This window comes from Kitasatospora sp. Root107, assembly GCF_001424875.1.
Classification (GTDB): domain Bacteria; phylum Actinomycetota; class Actinomycetes; order Streptomycetales; family Streptomycetaceae; genus Kitasatospora.
Genome location: NZ_LMCT01000014.1, coordinates 92,203 through 112,189, shown reverse-complemented (window position 1 = coordinate 112,189; position 19,987 = coordinate 92,203). Strand labels below are relative to the sequence as shown.

At 71.9% G+C, this 19,987-nt stretch carries 14 protein-coding genes; 8 read left to right on the top strand and 6 right to left on the bottom strand.

The genetic code is table 11. From position 1 onward, the window contains the following. Nucleotides 1-34 precede the first annotated feature (34 nt). Nucleotides 35-1,264 (top strand): hypothetical protein, encoded by a 1,230-nt coding sequence (locus ASC99_RS15900; protein ID WP_369824242.1) that lies wholly within the window; start codon nt 35-37, stop codon nt 1,262-1,264. A gap of 48 nt (nt 1,265-1,312) precedes the next feature. On the opposite strand, the gene ASC99_RS15895 is transcribed toward ASC99_RS15900, so the two are convergent. The 3 genes from ASC99_RS15895 to ASC99_RS15885 form a co-directional block, all read right to left on the bottom strand. After that, nucleotides 1,313-3,340, bottom strand: a complete 2,028-nt coding sequence (locus ASC99_RS15895; RefSeq protein ID WP_057232533.1) for a transglycosylase domain-containing protein — start codon at nt 3,338-3,340, stop codon at nt 1,313-1,315. Nucleotides 3,341-3,494: 154 nt separating this feature from the next. Next, a complete protein-coding gene (locus tag ASC99_RS15890) occupies nt 3,495-4,658 on the bottom strand; it encodes a hypothetical protein (RefSeq protein WP_057232532.1) in 1,164 nt (387 codons plus the stop codon). Nucleotides 4,659-4,702: 44 nt separating this feature from the next. Then, nucleotides 4,703-5,239 carry a SigE family RNA polymerase sigma factor gene (locus ASC99_RS15885; RefSeq protein WP_057232531.1) on the bottom strand — a complete coding sequence of 179 codons (537 nt, stop codon included), beginning with the start codon at nt 5,237-5,239 and terminating at the stop codon, nt 4,703-4,705. 125 nt (nt 5,240-5,364) lie between these two features. Between ASC99_RS15885 and ASC99_RS15880 the strand changes: the two genes are divergently transcribed. The 4 genes from ASC99_RS15880 (at nt 5,365) to ASC99_RS15865 (ending at nt 10,961) form a co-directional block, all read left to right on the top strand. After that, on the top strand, nt 5,365-6,042 hold the full coding sequence (locus tag ASC99_RS15880) for a hypothetical protein (RefSeq protein ID WP_057232530.1): 678 nt from the start codon (nt 5,365-5,367) through the stop codon (nt 6,040-6,042). After that, nucleotides 6,039-6,578 (top strand): hypothetical protein, encoded by a 540-nt coding sequence (locus tag ASC99_RS15875; RefSeq protein ID WP_057232528.1) that lies wholly within the window; start codon nt 6,039-6,041, stop codon nt 6,576-6,578. Before ASC99_RS15880 ends, ASC99_RS15875 begins: the two co-directional genes overlap by 4 nt. A gap of 35 nt (nt 6,579-6,613) precedes the next feature. Next, nucleotides 6,614-8,920 carry a bifunctional polysaccharide deacetylase/glycosyltransferase family 2 protein gene (locus tag ASC99_RS15870; protein ID WP_235502674.1) on the top strand — a complete coding sequence of 769 codons (2,307 nt, stop codon included), beginning with the start codon at nt 6,614-6,616 and terminating at the stop codon, nt 8,918-8,920. 406 nt (nt 8,921-9,326) lie between these two features. Next, nucleotides 9,327-10,961 carry a M4 family metallopeptidase gene (locus ASC99_RS15865; RefSeq protein WP_235502675.1) on the top strand — a complete coding sequence of 545 codons (1,635 nt, stop codon included), beginning with the start codon at nt 9,327-9,329 and terminating at the stop codon, nt 10,959-10,961. A gap of 70 nt (nt 10,962-11,031) precedes the next feature. Here the strand turns inward: ASC99_RS15865 and ASC99_RS15860 are convergent, their stop codons facing one another. Then, entirely contained in the window at nt 11,032-12,081 is a 1,050-nt protein-coding gene (locus ASC99_RS15860; RefSeq protein WP_057232525.1) for an aldo/keto reductase, read from the bottom strand. A gap of 131 nt (nt 12,082-12,212) precedes the next feature. Next, nucleotides 12,213-12,920, bottom strand: coding sequence for a DUF1062 domain-containing protein (locus tag ASC99_RS15855; protein ID WP_057232523.1), 708 nt, complete (start codon nt 12,918-12,920; stop codon nt 12,213-12,215). Between the two features lie 364 nt (nt 12,921-13,284). Here ASC99_RS15855 and ASC99_RS15850 point away from each other — a divergent pair, with 364 nt between their 5' ends. The 3 genes from ASC99_RS15850 to ASC99_RS15840 are packed head-to-tail and all read left to right on the top strand — an operon-like array spanning nt 13,285 to nt 19,140. Next, nucleotides 13,285-13,704, top strand: a complete 420-nt coding sequence (locus tag ASC99_RS15850) for a hypothetical protein (protein ID WP_057232521.1) — start codon at nt 13,285-13,287, stop codon at nt 13,702-13,704. Then, nucleotides 13,701-17,660 (top strand): hypothetical protein, encoded by a 3,960-nt coding sequence (locus tag ASC99_RS15845; RefSeq protein WP_057232519.1) that lies wholly within the window; start codon nt 13,701-13,703, stop codon nt 17,658-17,660. The genes ASC99_RS15850 and ASC99_RS15845 overlap by 4 nt, the downstream gene beginning before the upstream one ends. A gap of 16 nt (nt 17,661-17,676) precedes the next feature. Then, nucleotides 17,677-19,140 carry a WD40 repeat domain-containing protein gene (locus ASC99_RS15840; RefSeq protein ID WP_057232518.1) on the top strand — a complete coding sequence of 488 codons (1,464 nt, stop codon included), beginning with the start codon at nt 17,677-17,679 and terminating at the stop codon, nt 19,138-19,140. Nucleotides 19,141-19,208: 68 nt separating this feature from the next. Here ASC99_RS15840 and ASC99_RS15835 read toward each other — a convergent pair whose 3' ends face one another. Then, complete coding sequence (locus ASC99_RS15835) at nt 19,209-19,931, bottom strand: dienelactone hydrolase family protein (protein ID WP_057232517.1); 723 nt, start codon at nt 19,929-19,931, stop codon at nt 19,209-19,211. Nucleotides 19,932-19,987 lie beyond the last annotated feature (56 nt).

Genomic DNA, 19,987 nt, shown 5'->3' with positions numbered 1-19,987 from the left:
TGGCGGGCAGGGGGGCCGGCTCACGGCGGGGGCGGTGGCCGTTGTGCTCACCGCGGTCACGGTCGGCTGCACCGCACCGGAGCGGACCGCAGGAACGCAGACCACAGGAACGGCGACCGCGGGGACGGCCACCACCGGGAGTCCGCAGGCACCGCCACCCGCCGGACCCACGCCGAGCCCGAAACCCTCCTGGGACGGCCAGGTCCGGGTGATCGGTGACGGTTCGATGTCCGACACCGGACCGCAGCCGGGACAGGCTCCGGCGGAGAAGTTGGCGCCCGGTCAGAAGCCGCCGCAGTTCGTGGTGTTCTCCTGGGACGGCGCGCTGGAGAACGACGACCACCTGTTCTCCCGCTTCCGCCGGGTGGCCCGGGAGAACAACGCGCAGATGACCTTCTTCCTGACCAGTATCTACCTGGTGCCCAATGCCAAGCGCGCGCTCTACCGTCCTCCGCAGCACGCCCAGGGCGCCGCCGCCATCTCCTTCCCCACGGACGACCACGTCAAGGAGACGCTGCACGAGGTCGGCGAGGCCTGGCGGGAGGGCCACGAGATCGGCACCCACTTCAACGGGCACTTCTGCGAGACCAAGGGCGGCGGCGACTGGAGCGTCGAGGAGTGGCGGTCCGAGATCGACCAGGCGTACGCCTTCGTGGCGGACTGGAAGACCAACACCGGCTTCAAGGATCTCCCGCCGCTGCCCTTCGACTTCCGCAAGGAGCTGGCCGGCGGCCGCGCCCCGTGCCTGGAGGGGCAGAAGAACCTGCTGGCCGCCGCCAAGGCGTACGGCTGGCGCTACGACGCCAGCTCGCCCGGCGAGTTCCAGGTCTGGCCGGGCCGCAAGGACGGCATCTGGAACTTCCCGCTGCAACTGCTGCCCTATCCGGGGCGCCCGGTCCAGGTGCTGTCCATGGACTTCAACTTCCTTGCCAACCAGTCCGGCGGCTCCACCGAGGGTGACCCGCGCAAGTACCCCGGCTGGCTGAAGGAGACCCGCGACGGCTACCTCAACGGCTTCGAGCGGGTCTACAACGGCAGCCGGGCCCCGATGTTCATCGGCAACCACTTCGAGACCTGGAACGGCGGCATCTACATGCAGGCCGTCGAGGACGTGGTGAAGTCCGTGTGCCGGCGCGACGGTGTGCGCTGCGTGTCCTTCCGCCAGCTGGCGGAGTGGCTGGACGCCCAGGACCCGAAGGTGCTCGAGCAGCTGCGACAGCTGGACCCGGCGCAGTCTCCGGACTGGGCGACCTTCCTCAAGTAGGCATCCTGGCAACCTGGTTCACGGCAACCCGGTTCACGGCAACCCGGTTCACCGCGAGGCCGCGTACGTCTTCCAGATCTCGGCCGGGTAGGACCAGTCCGGCGTGGCCGGCTCCGCTCCGGCCAGGCCCTCCAGTGGGGAGAGCTCCATCGTCTTCGGGTCCATCCGGAACACCGCGACGGCCGTGGACACCCGGCCCGAGTAGCCGACGAACCAGCCGGCCGTGCGGTCCGGGGTGGTACCGGTCTTCGCCGCCGCCTGTGGCCCGGCCGCGCGGGCCGCACCGGCGGTGCCGCCCTTGACCGCCCCTTCGAGCGCCTCGTCGACCTGGCGGGCCACCTCCGGGCGCAGCGCCTGTGCGGAGGCGGGCAGCCGCAGCTTCACCGGCGCTCCGCCACGGGTGACCCGGGTCACCGAGTACGGGTCGGTACGGCGGCCGTCGTCGGCGAAGGCGGTGTACGCGGCGGCCATCCGGATCGCGCTCGGCCTGGAGTTGCCCAGGGCGAAGGCCGGCACGGCCTCGCCGAGGCTGGCGGGCAGCAGGCCGAGATCGAGGGCGGTGCGACGCACCACGTCCAGGCCGACGTCCATGCCGAGCTGGGTCAGCGGCCCGTTGACGGACTGCTCGACAGCGGTGCGCAGGCCGATCTTCCCGTACGAGCGCCTGCCGTCGTTGACGGCGGTCACGATCCGGCCGTTCCGCCCCCAGTACGGCCCTTCGGGCGTCATCACGCTGATGCCGTCGTTGCCGTCGTAGGAGGTGGTCGGGGAGACCGGGACGCGGGCGGCGCCCCGCCGGAGCTGCACGCCGTGGTCGAGTCCGGCGGCGTAGACGAACGGGGTGAAGGCCGAACCGGCCGGCACGTTGGAGGTGTTGGCGTTGTTGAAGCCCTGCTTGAGGTAGTCCGGGCCGCCGTAGAGGGCGAGGATCCGCCCGTCGGAGGCGACGCTGGCCGCGCCCACCCGGACGTCCTTGTCGGCCGGGCGGTGCTCGGCGTCCAGCCGTCGGCCCTCCTGTTCGACGGCCCGGCCGAGCGCGGCCGTCCTCGACCGCTCGAAGGTGGTGTGGATCTGGTGGCCGCCCAGGTCGAGTTGGGCTGCCGTCAGGTCGCTGTTGCTCTCGACGTACGCCCTGGCCAGCTCCACCAGGTAGCCGGTCTGGCCGCTCAGGCCGGTCGGCTTCGGCGGGCTCTGCGGCTCGGGGAACTCGGTGTACCGGCCGCGTTCCTCGGCGGACAGGTGGCCGGTCTCCACCATCCGGTCGAGCGTCCAGGACCAGCGCTCGACGGCCCGCCGGTGGTTCTCGGCGCTGATCGCCGGGTCGTACAGGCCTGCGCCCTTCAGCGCGGCGGCCAGGAAGGCACCCTCGCTGGCGTTCAACTCGGAGGCGTGCTTGCCGTAGTAGGCGCTCGCGCCGCGCTCGATCCCGTAGCTGCCCCGGCCGAACCAGCTGGTGTTCAGGTAGCCGGCCAGGATGTCGTCCTTGCTCAGCTGCCGGTCCAGTTTGACGGCCAGGAAGACCTCGTCGATCTTGCGCGCGAAGGTCCGGTCCTGCCGTAGGTAGATGTTCTTGACGTACTGCTGGGTGATGGTGGAGCCGCCCTGGGTGTCGCCCCCGGTGCCCAGCTGGACCAGGGCCCGGCCGATGCCCTTCGCCGAGATGCCCGGGTCCGAGTAGAAGTCCGCGTTCTCGGCGGACAGCACCGCCCACCGGACCGGCTCGGGCACCTCCGTCAGCGGGATCTCCTGACGGTTCACCAGACCGGTGCGGGCCAACTCGGTGCCGTCGGCCCAGAAGTAGACGTTGTTCTGCTGGGTGGCGAAGGCGTTCAGGTCGCTCGGGATCACGGTGTGCGCGTACATCCAGGCGGCAGTGCCGGTGAGGGCGGCCGCGCCGAGCAGCGCCGTCGTGAGCAGCTGCCGCCAGGACGGCAGCCAGCGGCGTAACCCGCGCCGGCCCCGGCGCGGGTAGTCCGGGCGTAGCTGGACCAGCCGCGGCCGGGCGCGGCCTCTGGCCCACCGACGGATCCGCCCGAATGCCGCTGCCGCCCTCGGCCCGCTCGGTCGGATCCGCACAGTCTGCCCCCGCTTCGTGGTCGATCGTCACACTGTTCCCTTGGGGAACACGCGTTCAGATGCGCTGCGGGTTGGGCAATCCGAGCGTGATCACCGTCACAGTGGCTGCTCACGGGCGGCCTGGTGGCCCACCCGTGAGCAGAGTGTCGGCCCGTCAGTTCCGCCAGGCCGGGTTGGCGGCGATGGCCTGGAGCTGATCCATGGTCAGGGCCTCCGCGCCTGCCAGCGGCTGTGGTCCGTTGGCATCGATGTTGCTCTCGGAGATCAGCACCCGGGTCCCGTCGGGGTGGAGGACGTCCACGTCCCAGAAGACCGCCGGGCCGCTACCGCCCTTGGTCATCCCGCGCTCACCGGTCGTGATGCTGAAGCCGTCCGGGGTGGTCGTCTCGAACATCTCCCGCTGCCCCTCCCACTTCGGCATGACGATGACGACCAGCCCGCTGGTGTGCCCGTCCAGGGTGACCTTGAAGTCGGCCCTGCCACTCGGGCGCTGCTCGACCGCAGGGCGTTCGAGCCTGGCGCCCGAGGGCAGCAGGGCCTCGATGGTGGTCAGGATCTTCGCGGGTGCCGGGCCGGGTGCGGTGGGCCTGCCGGAGCCCGGGACGGTCAGCTGGTCGAACAGCGGAGCCCAGGCCTCGCTGGTCACCACCGCTGTCGACTGCTCGACGGTGAGCGACGGTTCGTCCCGCAGGGGCAGGCTGCCGTGCACGGTGTTGAACGCGTCGAGCCGGACCTGCCGGCCGGTGGGGGCGGTGGCGATCACGATCGACTTCCTGGCACCCTTCGGCTGCTGCTCGCGCGCCTTCATCACCACCAGGATGCTGCCGTCCGGGAGCACCGTGCGGGTGCACCCCTCGGACAGGTCCAGGGCGAGGCACTCGGTCCCCATGGTGTCCTGGTCGATCGGCAGGGCCATCCGGTCGGTGCTCAGGCTGACCTGGCCCGTGCCCTTGCCGTCGTCGAACAGGAAGGAGACGCCCGGCCCGCCGTGCGACATGTCGTTGGTCCCGAAGCCCTTCAGCTCGGTGACCTGTCCCGGCGGCAGCAGGGAAGCGACGGTCCGTTCCATGAAGGCGCCGGAGATGTTCTCCGACGGGAGCGCGCTCGGCTGCAGGGTGACGCCGCCCGGCAGGAAGCTGGTGGCGGCCAGTCCGACCGCCGCCAGGGCGGCGGTGCCGCCGAGCAGTCGGGCCCGGCGACGGTACCTGAGCTGCCGGCCCCGGCCGGCCGCGCCGATGGCCAGTTGGCTCATCTGCGGATCGGGCGCCAGGTCGGCCGCTTGCCGCAGCGTGCGGGTGAAGTCTTCCTCAAAGGGCATGGCAGAGCCTTCCTCGGTGACAAGGGGGACGGGGGGACTGTCGATCAGCGGACGAGCAGCTCGGCGAGCTCGTCACCCAGCAGGGCGCGCAGCCGGGTCAGCGCCCGGCCACTGCGCGAACGGACGGCGCTCGAACTGACCCGGAGCGCCGCAGCGGTCTCCTCCACGCTGCGGTCCTCCCAGAACCTGAGCACCAGCACGGCCCGGTCCTGCGGGGCCAGCCGGCCCAGCGCCTGCAGCATGGTCACCCGCAACGAGAGATCGGGCTCACTGACCCCGCTCTCGGCGAAGGCCCCGCTGTCGGTCACCTGCTCCGAGCTGCTGCGACGGCGTCGGTACGACAGGAACGTGTTGACCAGAACGGTCTGTGCGTACCCGGCCGGATTCTCCAGCCGGGACACCTTGCGCCACCGCGAGAACAGCCGGGCGAGAGCCTCCTGGGTCAGGTCCTCGGCGAGGTGGGCGTCACCGCCCGTCAGCAGGTAGGCCGTTCTGACCAGATGACGCCCCCTCACCGCAGCGAACTCCATGAAGTCCAGCGGCCCACCGGGCGCCGGGCTCGTCTTCGATATGCGGTCCATGCTCACTTAACGCCGTGACCCCCCGGTCATGTCGCACCCCGGCCGGAGATGCCGGAGAGGGCGTCCGAAGAAATTTCCGGTCCCGGCGTGACACCGGCGGCGGCTCCGACGCTGAAGAACTTGAGATGAGCACCAAAAGGTTCCGCCGGATCGACCAGATCACCGCCGAGCTGCTGCTCGGCGGCGCCGAGGGCGAGATCGCGGGCGGTCATGACGCACTCGCCGAGCTGCTCGCCGCCGCAGCCGTCCTCGCTGCGAGCGGCGGGCAGCCCGGCGAGCAGGCGGTCCTGGCCGCGTTTCGGGCTGCCCGCCTCGCACCCGTCCCTGCGTCCCGGAAGCGAAGGATGACCGCGTCCGTGCTTGCCCAGCTGCTCGGCGTCAAGGCCGCCGTCGGGCTGGCCGCAGTGCTCGGCGGCGTGGCCGTCGCGGCGGGCACCGGGCTGCTGCCGTCCGTTCTCGACCCGGACCCGGTCTCCCGCACCCCGGTGCCCGCCCCGGCATCCGCTCCGGTGTCCTCCCCGGCTTCCGGGGACAGTGCGTTCGGCCCCGCCGAGGCATCCCCGGGAGCGACCGGGCACCCCTCCGCAGCCGCCCTGCCGTCCGACCCTGCCCAGTCGGGCGGACCCACCGGCCGGCCCGCGGAGCACTCGCGCGGCGCCACCCCGACGCACCCCGGCAGGCAGACGCCCGACAACCGGCAGTCGAACCCGGGCGCCACCCACCCGCCGGAGCCGAGCGAGCACCCGAGCGGCCGTCCCAGCACCCCGCCCGCCGAACCGACACCACAGAGGCTGTCCCGATGACCCGACACTCCGGCACCGTCCACGAGGACACCAGGCCGATCCCAGGCCTGCCCCAGGGCCCGCCGGATGCCGGTGCACCGGGCCTCGAGCACCACGGTGATCCGAGTCCGGTCTTCGTCGACACCTCCGGCCGCCGCCAGCGTCGGGTACGCCGGCTCGGCTGGGTACTTGTCGTTCCCGCCGCCGCCTACGTACTGCTGCTGCTGAGCACCCTGCTCGGCGGCCCGACCGTCCACTCCCCGCTGCTCCCCGACCAGCAGCCGGCCGCCGCCATGCCCAGCCCCCCGGCTGCTGATCCCGACCCCGCGCCAGAACCCTCCACGGCCAGCGGCACACCCTCCGCGACCCGGACCGCCCCCGCCAACGCCGCCAGGACCACCCCGAACCCGACCGGCGCCGCAGCCCCCGCGACCCCGACGGCAGGGTCTGCTTCGAGCACGTCGGCCGGTCCGACCGCCGCAGCGACCCCCGTCGCCGGCCACGGCAAGCCGAGCTCCGCCCCGGGCCAGAGCAACAAGCCCAGCACCAAACCGTGACCCGCCCCCTCCGCAGCAGGTAGGAAGCACACCCCTTGTCCAAGAACCGCCGCAGAGCCCGAGGCCGCCGGGGCAGCGTGCGCAACGTCCCGCTGCGCACCCACTGGCTGCTGCTCACCACCCTCGTCCTGACGCTGTCCGCCGCACTGCTGCTCCAGGGCTACACCCAGCACATGTTCGACAGCACGGCGGACGGCGCCGAGCGCGAACAGGGCCCGGCCCAGGCGGTGCCCGCGCAGATCAGCTCGGGCGGCCCGGTGATCGAAGGCGCCGCGGGACGGACCGCTGGTCCGCAGGCCCGGACCATCGCGCTGACCTTCGACGACGGCCCCGATCCGCTCTGGACACCGCAGATCCTGGACGTGCTGCGCCGCAACGGCGTGCACGCCACCTTCTTCGCCGTCGGGACCCAGGTCGCCGCCCACCCCGAGCTGGCGCGGCGAATCGTCGCCGACGGCCACCAGATCGGCCTGCACACGTTCACCCACACCAACCTCGGGACCGCGCCCGGCTGGCGCCGCTCCCTGGAGCTGCGCGAGAGCCAGCTCGCCGTGGCCGGCGCGACCGGTGTCACCTCCCCACTGCTGCGCCCGCCGTACTCCTCCACGAGTGACGCCCTCACCGACGCCGACTGGAGCGCCGTCCAGAGCGCGGGCGAGCACGGCTACCTCACCGTTCTCACCACGCAGGACAGTGAGGACTGGCGTCGCCCGGGCGTCGCCCAGATCGTCGCCAACTCCACCCCGAAGGACCAGGCCGGGCAGATCGTGCTGATGCACGACGCCGGCGGTGACCGCTCGCAGACCGTCACCGCCCTTGAACAGCTCATCCCCAAGCTCAAGGCAGCCGGGTTCCGCTTCGGCACGGTCAGCGAAGCCACCGCACTGCCCGATCCGGTCCAGCGGGCGAGCGCCGCCGACCACTGGCAGGGCCTGGCCCTGATCACCGCGCTGCGCACCAGCGACTGGGTGCTGGCCGCCCTGTCCTGGCTGCTGTGGGCAGCGGGTGCGATCAGCGTGCTGCGCGCCGTCGCGGTGCTCGTCGCCGCCCGCCGCCACAAGCGGATGCGTGGCCGCGGCAAGGCCTGGGGGAAGCCGGTCACCGAACCGGTCACCGTCATCGTTCCCGCCTACAACGAGAGCGCCGGCATCGAAGCGGCCGTCCGCTCCCTGCTGGCCTCCGACCACCCGGTGGAGATCATCGTCGTCGACGACGGATCCACCGACGGCACCGCCGACCTGGTCGAGGCCCTGCGCCTGCCGGGCGTCCGGGTCATCCGCCAGCAGAACGCCGGCAAGCCCGCAGCCCTCAACACCGGTATCGCTGCCGCCTCCTGCAACCTGCTGGTGATGGTCGACGGCGACACCGTCTTCGAACCGGACGCCGTCCGCATGATCGTCCAGCCGTTCGCCAACCGCCGGGTCGGAGCCGTGTCCGGCAACGCCAAGGTGGTCAACCGCGGTGGCCTGCTGGGGCGTTGGCAGCACATCGAGTACGTCGTCGGCTTCAACCTCGACCGCCGCCTGTTCGACCTCGCCGAGTGCATGCCCACCGTCCCCGGCGCCGTCGGCGCCTTCCGCCGCGAAGCCCTGCTGCGGATCGGCGGAGTCAGCGACACCACCCTGGCCGAGGACACCGACCTCACGATGGCGCTGTGCCGGGACGGTTGGCGGGTCGTCTACGAGGAGCGCGCCAAGGCCTGGACGGAGGCACCCGCCTCGCTCGGCGCCCTGTGGAAGCAGCGCTACCGCTGGTGCTACGGCACCCTCCAGGCGATGTGGAAGCACCGCGGCGCCCTCACCCAGCGCGGCCAGGCCGGAAAGCTTGGTCGCCGCGGCCTGCTCTACCTGCTGATGTTCCAGGTCCTGCTGCCGCTCCTGGCGCCCGTCGTCGACGTGTTCGCCGTCTACGGCCTGGTCTTCCTCGACCCGGTGCGCATCATCGGCCTGTGGAGCGCCTTCCTGCTCCTCCAGGTCGCCATGGGCCTGTACGCGTTCCGCCTGGACAAGGAGCGGCCCGGGGCACTGTGGAGCCTGCCGCTCCAGCAGTTCGTCTACCGGCAGCTGATGTACCTGGTGGTCATCCAGTCCGTCTTCACCGCCATCGCCGGCTCCCGCCTGCGCTGGCAGCGGATGGAACGCTACGGCAGCCTCACCGTCCCTGCGGGATCCCCGCTCCAGGCCACTACCGCGCCGACGCCGCAGAGCCTCGCACTCGCCGATTCATGGGTCGAGGAAGCCCGCAGCGCGGTTCCCGCCATGCAGTACCAGGGATATCACTCCGCTATTCCGGAGACGCCCTGGAGTCAGTACCACGACCCCGGACAGGGGGACGCCCGCTGACTTTTCGTCAACTGGCCGACGGCATCACCAAAGGGTGGCGGTGCCGCCATTTTCCTGCGCCGAAATTCATTTGAGGAAACAGGCCGGGCTAACAGAGGGCGAATGCGCGGACAAGCGCTCGGTAACGGCGGGATCCCGCCACCTTTCCGCTGATCACTGCGGATATCGGCCGCTGTGGCGAGGTCCTGCCAATACCGAACGCCGGTCTGTTCATTCCGTCCCACGGGTCGTCATGCTTCTGCCCAGCCCCGTAGAGCACCCGCCGGCCACCCCTTTTCCGGCAGGTGCCGCACGACCGCACGGAGCAGCACGTCAGCGCCCGTTCCGCCCCTCAGGCACTCACCCCGGTGCCCCGGAACAAGGCGCGGCCGCGCACACGCGGTTGGACCCGGAAGGAATTACCCCCGTGAAGCGAAAGCTCGCATTCGGAGCTGCTCTCTCCGCCTCGGCCCTGCTGGCCGGCGCGATCCAGGTCAGCACCGGTATGGCCCAGGCCGCCCCGGCCCCCGTCGTGGGCCAGCAGCGCGCCGCCCTGCTCGCCCAGGCCGACGGCGCGGCTCCGGCCGCCGCCCGCGCCCTGGGCCTGGGCAGCCAGGAGAGGCTCGTCGTCAAGGACGTGGTGGCGGACGCCGACGGCAGCCGGCACCTGCGCTACGAGCGCACCTACGGCGGGCTGCCGGTCCTGGGTGGCGACCTGATCGTCCATCAGGACGGCAAGGGCGCCGTGAAGTCCGTCGACCGTGCGATACCCGGCACGCTCGCGCTCTCCGGCCTGGCCCCCAAGCTCTCCGCTGCCCAGGCCGCCGCGCAGGCGAGCGCCTCGGTGCGCAGCACCCTCGGCACCGCACACGACTCCGACGGGCCCGCGCTCACCTCCGTCGACTCGACCGGCGCCGCCCAGCTGGTCGTCTGGGCCGCCTCCGGCAGCCCCCGCCTCGCGTACCGCACCACCGTCGAGGGCACCCGCGCCGACGGTACGCCCAGCAGCCAGCTGGTGGTCACCGACGCCGCCACGGGGGCCGTGCTCTCCACCCACGAGCAGGTGCAGACCTCCAACGCGGCCGGCACCGGCAACGGGGTCTTCGTCGGTTCGGTCCCGCTGACCACCAACTACACCGGCTCCACTTACGAGTTGAAGGACAACACCCGCGGCGGCCAGTACACGGTCACCCTCAAGAACAAGCAGGGCGGCAGCGGCACCCTCTACACCGATGCCGACAACGCCTGGGGGAGCGGCACCGTCTCCGACGGCGCGTCCGCCGCCGTCGACGCCCAGTACGGCGCCGCCGCCACCTGGGACTTCTACAAGAACACCTTCGGCCGCAGCGGCATCCGTAACGACGGTGTCGGCGCCTACAGCCGCGTGCACTACGGCCGTAACTACGTCAACGCGTTCTGGTCCGACTCCTGCTTCTGCATGACGTACGGCGACGGTGCCTCCAACACCCACCCGCTGACCGAACTCGACGTCGCGGGCCACGAGATGACCCACGGCGTGACCGCCAACACGGCCGGGCTCAACTACTCCGGCGAGTCCGGCGGCCTCAACGAGGCCACCAGCGACATCTTCGGCTCCATGGTGGAGTTCAGCGCCGGCCTGGCCAAGGACAACCCGGACTACCTCATCGGCGAGCTGATCGACATCAACGGCAACGGCACGCCGCTGCGCTACATGGACAAGCCCTCCAAGGACGGCCGCTCCGCCGACTCCTGGTCCTCCGGTGTGGGCAGCCTCGACGTCCACTACTCCTCGGGCGTCGCCAACCACTTCTTCTACCTGCTCGCCGAGGGCAGCGGCGCCAAGACCGTCAACGGCGTCAGCTACAACAGCCCGACCAGCAACGGCTCGACCCTGGCCGGCATCGGCCGGGCCAAGGCCCAGCAGGTCTGGTACCGGGCGCTGACCGTCTACATGACCTCCACCACCAACTACGCGCAGGCCAGGACCGCGACCCTGAACGCGGCCGCCGACCTCTACGGCAGCGGCTCCGCCGAGTACACCCAGGTCGCCGCCACCTGGAGCGCCGTCAACGTCAACTGACCATCGAGGGGCTGTCGGCAGGGCCGGGGTCCAGGGCCCTGCCGACAGGCTCGTCATCCGGAGGGCGTCCCTAGCCCGCCGACCGGTCCTCGCGCGGGCGCCGCCGCTGCGTGACGTCGGTCAGCGAAGGCGGTTGCCAGACGCCGTCCGGGTGGTAGAGATTCGTACCGGGCCGCACGATCTCGTCGATCCGGTCGAGCGTCCCGTCGTCGAGGGTCAGGGCGGCGCCCTGGTTGAGCGACTGGAACTGCTCCATGGTGCGCGGCCCGATGATCACCGAGGTGACGGCAGGGTGCGCTGCGGCGAAGGCGACCGCCAGCTCCGGCAGCGTGCACCCGATCGACTCGGCGAGCGCGAGCAGTTGCTCGACCGCCTCGAGCTTCGCCACGTTGCCGGGGATCGTCGGGTCGAAGCGCGCGGGCGTCAGTGCGGCCCGTCCCGAGGTCATGTCGACCGGCCGGCCCAGCCGGTACTTTCCGCTGAGGAAGCCCGAGGCGAGCGGGCTCCAGGTGAGCACGCCCATCCCGTACCTCCGGGCCACCGGCAGCACGTCGGCTTCGATGCCGCGCGCCAGGATCGAGTACGGCGGCTGCTCGGTCCGGAACCGGGCCAGCCCGCGCCGCTCGGCAGCGTGGTGAGCCTCGACGATCTCCTCTGCGGGAAAGGTCGAGCAGCCGAAGGTCCTGATCTTCCCCGCCCGTACCAGGTCGTCCAGAACGGCGAGCGTCTCCTCGATGTCCGTCGAGTGGTCGGGGCGGTGAACCTGGTAGAGATCGATCCAGTCGGTCCCCAGCCGCCGCAGGCTCTCCTCCACCGCCTGCGTGATCCAGCGCCTCGAGTTGCCGCTGCGGTTGCGGCCCTCGCCCATCTGGAAGTGCACCTTGGTGGCCAGGACCACGTCGTCGCGGCGGCCCTTGAGCGCCTTGCCGACGATCTCCTCCGACTCCCCGGCGGAGTACATGTCCGCGGTGTCGACGAAGTTGATGCCCTGATCGAGCGCGGCGTGCACGATACGTGCGCAGTCGTCGTGGTCCGGGTTTCCGACGGCCCCGAACATCATGGTGCCGAGGCAGTGCACGCTCACCTCGATACCGGTACGGCCGAGGCTGCGGTAGCGCATAGTCATGCGGCTGAACCTAGGTGTTGGAGTGCACTCGAAGGCAAGCTCAGTTGTCCGGGGTGCGCCGGTGCTCAGGGCGGGGCCTCTTGGCGGCTCGAAGGTGTCTGCCAAGAGGCCCCACTGTCTCTCCCCTACGCCCCCGCCGTCGCCGAGCGCGACAGCTGCTGCGGGTTGTCGGGCCACCCGATGTGGCTCAGCTCGGTGTGTACGTCGGTGCGTACGTCGGCCGGAGCGCCGAGGAGCTTCGAGTGTTTCGCGGCATCGACGGAACCGGGTCCGTGGATGGTGAGCTCGAAGTCCTGGTGCGCCTTGGCGTCCAGAGCCAGCGGCACCTGGATCCGCCCGTCCCCGACCATGCGTCGTGTCTCGGTGCGGCTGAGCCCGAGCCCGAGCATGAGCAGTCGTTCGACCCGGACCGGCGCGGGTAGCTCGAAGCTGACCAGCACCCTGAGCGGTGTCGGGTCATCGAGTGCGTAGAGGGGCGTGCGGGTCTCCAGTTCCCAGGTTCCGGTCCAGTCGAGGCGGTAGCCGTTCTTCGCGGCGAGTGCTGCACTCATCGTCAACTCCCGTACCACTGCCGGGCTGTTGGTCTCGTACGCCACCCGGCGAGCGGGATCCAGCGACGAGACGTGGACGCGTTCGTGGACGGGGACCTTCGAGGTCCGGTCGCACGCTGCACAGCTCAGCAGGAGCCAGACGTCGAGGAGCTTGCCGTTCGCGTTGACGCGGATCTTGCCCGAGGCGCGGTGGCGCGTGCTGGAGCAGTCCGGGCAGGGGCGCACGACGGTGGGCAGGGCGGACTGACGCACGGCCCACCGGGCCTTGCGGTTGGTATTCATGGATGTATCGGCTTTCAGGACTCAGCAGGAGCTCTCGCAGGTCAGGCTGCGGCTCCCGGGATCTGACGGATGCTCACGAGGGCGCGAGTCATCGCCTCGGGGCCGGGACGTCAGGCTCCGAGGTCGACCGCGCGACAGGTCGGCTGTTGCTACGTGGCAGGTCTTACAGGTCCATGCGAGAGATCGTGATCGAGGCAACGGTCGGCCGGCAACTCATTTTTGCGGTGTCCGGGGGCGTCCGGCCCGATCCGGCGATCGCCCCGATCGGTCCTCGGGGTAACGTAACTCGGGCTCTCCGCAGGCATCGTAGGGTGGGTGTCGATCCAACAGGAGAGTCGGGGCGGACTGCCAAGGAGGCTTGGGGATGGATGCGGAGCTGGTGGCGCTGGCGACGTCGACCGCGACCACAGTGGTCGGGCTGATGGCGACGGACGGCTGGGAGCAGACCAAGCGAGCGGTGGCCGCGCTGTGGCGGCGGTCCCGCCCCGAGGAGGCCGAGACGGTCGAGGCCGAACTGGGCGAGGCCCGTGCCCAACTCCTGACCGCCCGTCAGGCGGGCGACGAAGGGGCCGAAGTGGACCTGACGGCCGAGTGGCGCTCCCGGCTGCGCCGTCTGCTGGCGGCTGATCCGGCACTCGAGCGCGATCTGCGTGAACTGCTCGAGGAGCTACGCCCGTTGACGCCCGAGGCCGACCCGGCCGGCCGGGTGGAGATGCACGGCACTGCGTCTGACAACGCCAGGCTCTACATGTCCGGCGGCGATATGCACATCACCGGTCAGTGACCGACGAGGCGGCCGGGCGCGAGGTGCGGATGGAGGCGTACGCCTCCGGGTCCGGCACCGTCTACCTGGCGGCCGAGAGCCAGTACATCGCCGGCCGGGACCTGCACCTGCACTACTGGGACGGCACCCACCGGGTGGACCGCGTACGGCCGGGGCAGCAGGCCGGCGACGAGTGCCCCTACCCCGGCATGAGCGCCTTCGGCCTCGAACAGTCACGGTGGTTCTTCGGCCGGGATGCGCTGTGCGCCCGGCTGACGGCCGGTCTTGACGACTGCCTCCGTGAGGGCGGCGCGCTGGCCGTGGTGGCCGCCTCCGGCGCGGGGAAGTCCTCACTGCTCCGGGCCGGTCTCGTGCCGGACCTGGCCCGGGGCGCGCTGCCCGGCTCGCGGCACTGGCCCTGCCTGGTCCTCACCCCGACCGCCCACCCCATGGCCGCGCTGACGACGCACCTCGCCGGGCTGACCGACACCGATCCTGCGGACATCGCGCGCGAACTCGCCGACAGTCCGGACCAGCTGGCCGCCCGACTACGCACCGCGCTGGCCGAGCGGGAGGCCGGCCGACTGGTGGTCGTGGTCGACCAGGCCGAGGAACTGTTCACCCTCGTCGCCGACGAGCAGGAACGGCGCCGGTTCGTCGACGCACTCGACCGGCTGGCGCGGGCGGGAGGGCCCGCGCTGGTGGTGTACGGCCTGCGGGCGGACTTCTACGGCCACTGTGCCCGGTACCGGCCGCTGCGCGAAGCCCTGGAGCAGCGCCAGATCCTGGTCGGCCCGATGGACACCACGGAGCTGCGCGAGGCCATCCTGTTTCCGGCCCACGCGGTCGGCGTGGAGCTGGAGGCGGGGCTGGTCGAGCTGCTGCTGAAGGACCTCGGCGCCGAGGCGGGCTACGAGGCCGGGCGGTTGCCGCACCTGGCCCACGTGCTCCGGCTGACCTGGCAGCAGCGCAGCGGCTCCCTGATGACCGTGCAGGGCTACCAGGTCACCGGAGGCATTCACGAGGCCGTCGGCAGGAGCGCCGAAGCCGCCTACGGCAGGCTGGACCCGGCCGGCCGGCAAGCCGCCGGGCTGATGTTCCGCCGCCTGGTCCGGATCGGCGAGGGAGCCGACGACACCCGCCGGACCGTACCCACCGAGGAGTTGACGCAGGGGCTGGACCGGGAGGCGGCCAAGGCTGTGCTGTCCGGCTTCACCGAACGGCGGCTGCTCACCTGGCTGGAGGACACCCGGCTGGAGGACACTCGGCGGCAGGACACGGTCACGATCACCCACGAGGCCCTCCTCCGGGCCTGGGACCGGCTGCGGGACTGGGTGAACACCCACCGGGCCGACAACCTGCTGCGCCAGCAGATCGAGGAGGACGCGGCCGCCTGGGCCCGGAAGAACCGTGACCGGGCCCACCTCTACCGGGGGAGCCGCCTGGAGAACGCCCGCGCCTGGTCGGCCAGAGCCGGGCAGCACGGCCTCGGCCGTACGGTCTCGGACTTCCTCGACGCATCGGTCCGCCAGGTGCGCCGGGCCGACGTGCTCGTCCGCGGTGCGGTGGCGGTGCTGATCGTGCTGACGCTCCTCGCCGTCGGTGGCGCGGCCACCGCGCAGTTCCAGAGCCGTCGCGCCGACGAACAGCTCGTGGCGGCGGAGAAGGAGCGGCGGCTGGCGGTCGGCCGGTCGCTCAGGGCCCAGGCCGAGAATCTCCGTGACAGCGCCCCCCGGACGTCCCTTCGGCTCAGCCTCGCGGCCCAGCGGGTCGACCCGACGCCGGAGGGCCGGCAGGGGCTGGTCACCACCCTTCAGCAGACCCGTTTCGACGGGGCGTCACCGGACGGGGCGCTCGGGTCCGTTGGCGACGTCGTCACCTTCTTCCAGGGCGGGACGCTGCTGGCCACCGGCCACGACCGGGCCGACTCCGTCGAGTTGTGGGACACCGCGGACCCGGTGCGCCCGCGTCGGCTCTCCACGCTGACCGGCTTCCCCGGTGACATGTCGAGCGTCTCGCTGAGCTCCGACGGGCGGCGCCTCGCGGTGGTCACCGACGGCCCCGCCGAGAGCTCCGTCCGCGAGCTGTCACTGTGGGACCTGACGGACCGTGAGCACCCCCGCCGCCTGCCCTTCCGAGCGGGCGTCGCGGACGTGACGGAAGCCGCCTTCAGCCCGGACGGCAGGACGCTCGCCGTGGTCGCCGGCGGAGCGCCCGGCACGCTGACCCTGTGGGACATCGGCGACCCGGCCCTGCCGCGCAGGCTCTCCGAGCCGACCGTCGCGACCGAGGCCGACACCGTCCGGTTCAGCGCCGACGGGCGCACGCTGGTGACCGCCGCCGGCCTGCGCAATACGGGCAACGCGTCCGGTCTTGGCTCCATCACGCACTTGTCGGGCTGGCAGCTCTGGGACATCAGGGACCTGGGCCGGCCACGTGAGGTGTTCCACGGAGTGGGTTTCAGGGAGGAGGGGTTCGCCGTCAGCCAGACCGCCCCCGTCCTGGCCATAGCCGACGGGCACCGGCTCGCCCTGTGGGACTTCACCGACCCGGCCTCGCCCAGGAGGACCAGCGTGCTGGAGCATCCGACCCGGGTCACGGAAGCCGCCTTCAGCCCCGACGGCCGCACCGTCCTCACGGCCTCCGTCGGAGGGTGGACCCAGCTGTGGGACATCACGGATCCGGCCCGCCCCGTCGGCCCGTCCCGGCTCTCCGGCCCGACCAAGCCCCTCGCGTTGGCGTTCAGCGGCGACGGCAGCCACGTCATCATGGCCGAGGACTCCGGCCTCGGTTCCGGCTCGGTCTCGCGCTGGCGCGTCACCCCGCGCACCGCGCCCGGCCTCACGGTCGCTCTCCCGGCCGTCGACGTGGGCCTCACCGCCGCCGCCTTCAGCCCCGACGGCCGCGGGCTGGCGGTGGGTGGCTTCAAAGGCGTCCACCGGTGGGACGTCGGCGACCCGGCCCATCCACGCGAACTGCCGTCACTGCCAAGCGAGTCCGACGGTGCGGTGCAGGCCGTGGCCTTCAACCGGGACGGTACCGCCCTGGCCGTGGGCACGAGTGCGGATGCCTACGCCGAGGGCGGTGGGATCGTCCTCTGGGACGTGTCGGACCCCGACCGGCCGCGGCGGCGAGCCGTGCTGCCCACGCTCACGGGTGTGACCTCGCTGGCCTTCAGCCCCCGCACGGCCACGCTGGCCGCCTCGGGCAGGACGAACATGGTCAGCAGCACGTGGGTCGCCCTGTGGGACACCAGCACCCCGGTGCCCAGCCGTTCCTACCTGCAGGAGTCGCTCAACCAGCTGCTCGACCAGACCGACGATCCGCCTCCCTCGTTCGCGGCACGGCACATCATCGCGGCCCACCCCACCGTCTTCAGCCCGGACGGCCGGCTGCTGGCGCTGTCGGGATCCCTCTGGGACGTGTCGAATCCGTCGGCACCCGCCCGAGTCCTCCCGGCCGAACACCCGCCCGGCGACCGCCGCCCGAGGCGCTCCTCGCTGGCGGGGATGGACCAGGCGGCATTCAGCCCCGACGGACGCCGGCTGGCGGCGGAGAACTCGGCGGACGGCACGATCGGGCTGTGGCCGGTCGGCCCGGGCCTCGGCCCGGATTCGGTCGGCACCATGCCGGTGAAGAGGCCCGTCCAGGTCGTCTACCACCCCGACGGCCGCCTGCTCGCCACCGCCGAGGAACACGGCGCAGTCCGACTCTGGGACGTCTCCGACCCCACCCTGCCCGCGCTGGTGGCGACCCTGGGGGAGACGGCGGGAGACGTCCGGTTCAGCCCCGACGGCAGGACCCTGGCGCTGCTCCCCGAGGAGGGCGGCACCGTCCAGCTGTGGCACCTCGGCGATTTGCCCGCGACCGTCACCGACGTCACCGGCCTGGCCTGCCGGATCGTCGGCACCGGCCTCTCGAAGAGCGACTGGGCGAAGCCGTACGCGTCCGGTATGCCCTACCAGGAAACATGTTGACGGTGATCGGGGGCTCATGGAATTCCTGCGGGAAAAGGTGGAGCGGTACGACCTGATCAGGGTCAGAATCACCGCCGCGCCGGGATCGCAGCTGTTCAGGGCAGTCGTGCAGGAGGTGTACTCGGCCAGGGTCTTCGACGTCGGGCTCGGCGAGGAGTTCGAGTTCACCGGCAAGCCGGGCGGCTGGGGCCAGAGCTCCCTCTCTCTGGGGGAACACGCCCTTCTCTTCCTCACCCGGTCCTCCGGCCGGTGGTACGAGGACACGTGGAACGGTGACCTTCCGCTCGAGGAGATCGACGGCAGGGTGTGGGCGCTCTACCGGAGTCCCCATGAGACGGTCCTCGCCACCGAGAGCATCCCGGCCGACCTCCGGGCCGCGAGTCGGCCGCACCCCGTCCGGCCGCACCTCACCTGCTTCGACCTGCCGCTGCTCGAGTCCTACCTCAGGCAACTCGTTCGCCAGGACCGCCCGTTGGACGGCGGTTCCGGTCGAGCGGAGTGGCAGCCCGGCTCCGGGTGGCGGGTGCACTGGGCCACCGGCTCGCCGGCCGACGGGACCGGCGCGGGCCACCGCGACGAGGTGTGCGCGGTGGCGACCGGGGTGGTCGACGGCCGACCGGTGGCTGTCACCGGCGACCGGGACGCAACGGTGCTGGTCCGGGACCTGACCACCGGCAACCCGGTGGGCGGACCGCTCGTCGGCCGCAAGGGCTGGGTGTGTGCGGTGGCCACGACCGAGCTGGACGGCCGGCCCGTGGCCGTCACCGGCCACGGGGACGGGACCGTCCGAGTATGGGACCTGGCCACCGGGCGACAGGTCGGCCGGACCGTCACCGGCCAGGACAGCGGGGTGGACACGGTGGCGACGGCGGTGGTCGACGGCCGCCCGGCGGTGGTCGTCGGCGACTTCGACTGCACGTTTCGGTTGTGGGACCTGACCACAGGCGAGCAGATCCGCGAACTCTTCCGGGGCAGCCCGGAGTTCAGCGCGAACTGCGCAGCCGCGACGGCGGTGGTCGACGGTCGGCCCGTGGCCGTCACCGCAAGTTTCGAGTGGGGTGAGAAGGTCCACCTGTGGGACCTGGCCACGGGCGAGCAGGTCGGTGAGCCCCTGACCGGTCACCGCGACGAGGTGGGTGCGGTGGCCACCGCAGTGCTGGACGGCCGACCGGTGGCCGTCACCGGCAGCGGCGACCGGACGGCGCGGGTGTGGGACCTGGCCTCGGGACGGCAGATCGGCGAGCCGCTGACCGGTCACACCGGCTACGCCGTGTCCGCCGTGGCGACCGGGGTGGTCGACGGCCGCCCGGTGGCCGTGACCGCGAGCGGGTGGCGGGTGCGGGTGTGGGACCTGGGCACCCGTCAGCAGCTGGGGGCGGAGCTGGTGTTCCCCGCGCCGGTCCAGGCGGTGAGTGCGGGGCCGACGGGCCGGCTGGTGGTGTGCTTCGGCCGCGAGGTCGCGGTCCTGGCCCGACGCTGAGTCAGGCGGTGGCACCGCGGGCCTCTGCCGAGAGGTCGGCAGGGGCCCGCGGTGTAGCGAGGTCGGTCTTACTTCAGGTGCCGGTCGTAGAACCGGCCGCCGTCCTCCACTTCGAACCATGGGGTACCGGTGTGCCCGCCCAGATTGGCGTGCAGCGTCTTCTCCTTGGTGCCGAAGGCGTCGAACAGGTCAAGGGCCCGCTGCCGGGGGTTTCCTTCGTCGTCCCACTGCAGCAGGAACAGCAGCGGAACGGTGACCTGCCGGGCCTCCTCGCGCTGGGCGTGGGGCACGTAACCCCCGGCGAAGAATCCGGCGGCCGCGATACGTGGCTCGGCCACCGCCAGCCGGATGCCGAGGGCGGTCCACCCCGAGTATCCGACCGGTCCGCCGATCTCGGGCAGGGAGAGGAGGGCGTCCAGGGTGGCCCGCCATTCCGGGGCTGCCTGCTCGACCAGCGGGCCGACGAGGGACTCGAAGATCTCGTCGAGCGGCTCACCCGCCTGCATCGCCCGGCGGAGCTCGGCGCGGGCCTGCTCGGCGGCGGCGGAACGGGGCCGGTCACCACAGCCGGCGGCGTCGATGGTGGCCACCGCGTAGCCGCGCGCCGCAGAGTGCCGGGCCCGGGCCACCAGCCGGGGATCCGCCTTGGGCAGGCCGTTGTTGTGGGCCATCAGGATCAGCGGGGCCGGTGCGGCGGATTCCGGCGTCCACAGGGTGCCGGGGATCTCGCCGAGGGTGAATTCGCGCTCGAGGATGCCGTCGTCGAGACGCTGTTCAGAAGTGAATTGCACGGTCGTGCCTTTCGGGAGTGCGCTGGAACGGCGCTCCCGGACGACCTACCGCCCGA

Excerpts from the sequence above, each read along its gene's own strand:
- ASC99_RS15850 (WP_057232521.1), top strand. The coding sequence starts at position 13,285 with ATGGATGCGGAGCTGGTGGCGCTGGCGACGTCGACCGCGACCACAGTG.
- ASC99_RS15885 (WP_057232531.1), bottom strand. The coding sequence starts at position 5,239 with ATGGACCGCATATCGAAGACGAGCCCGGCGCCCGGTGGGCCGCTGGAC.
- ASC99_RS15890 (WP_057232532.1), bottom strand. The coding sequence starts at position 4,658 with ATGCCCTTTGAGGAAGACTTCACCCGCACGCTGCGGCAAGCGGCCGAC.
- ASC99_RS15840 (WP_057232518.1), top strand. The coding sequence starts at position 17,677 with ATGGAATTCCTGCGGGAAAAGGTGGAGCGGTACGACCTGATCAGGGTC.
- ASC99_RS15860 (WP_057232525.1), bottom strand. The coding sequence starts at position 12,081 with ATGCGCTACCGCAGCCTCGGCCGTACCGGTATCGAGGTGAGCGTGCAC.
- ASC99_RS15855 (WP_057232523.1), bottom strand. The coding sequence starts at position 12,920 with ATGAATACCAACCGCAAGGCCCGGTGGGCCGTGCGTCAGTCCGCCCTG.
- ASC99_RS15880 (WP_057232530.1), top strand. The coding sequence starts at position 5,365 with ATGAGCACCAAAAGGTTCCGCCGGATCGACCAGATCACCGCCGAGCTG.
- ASC99_RS15875 (WP_057232528.1), top strand. The coding sequence starts at position 6,039 with ATGACCCGACACTCCGGCACCGTCCACGAGGACACCAGGCCGATCCCA.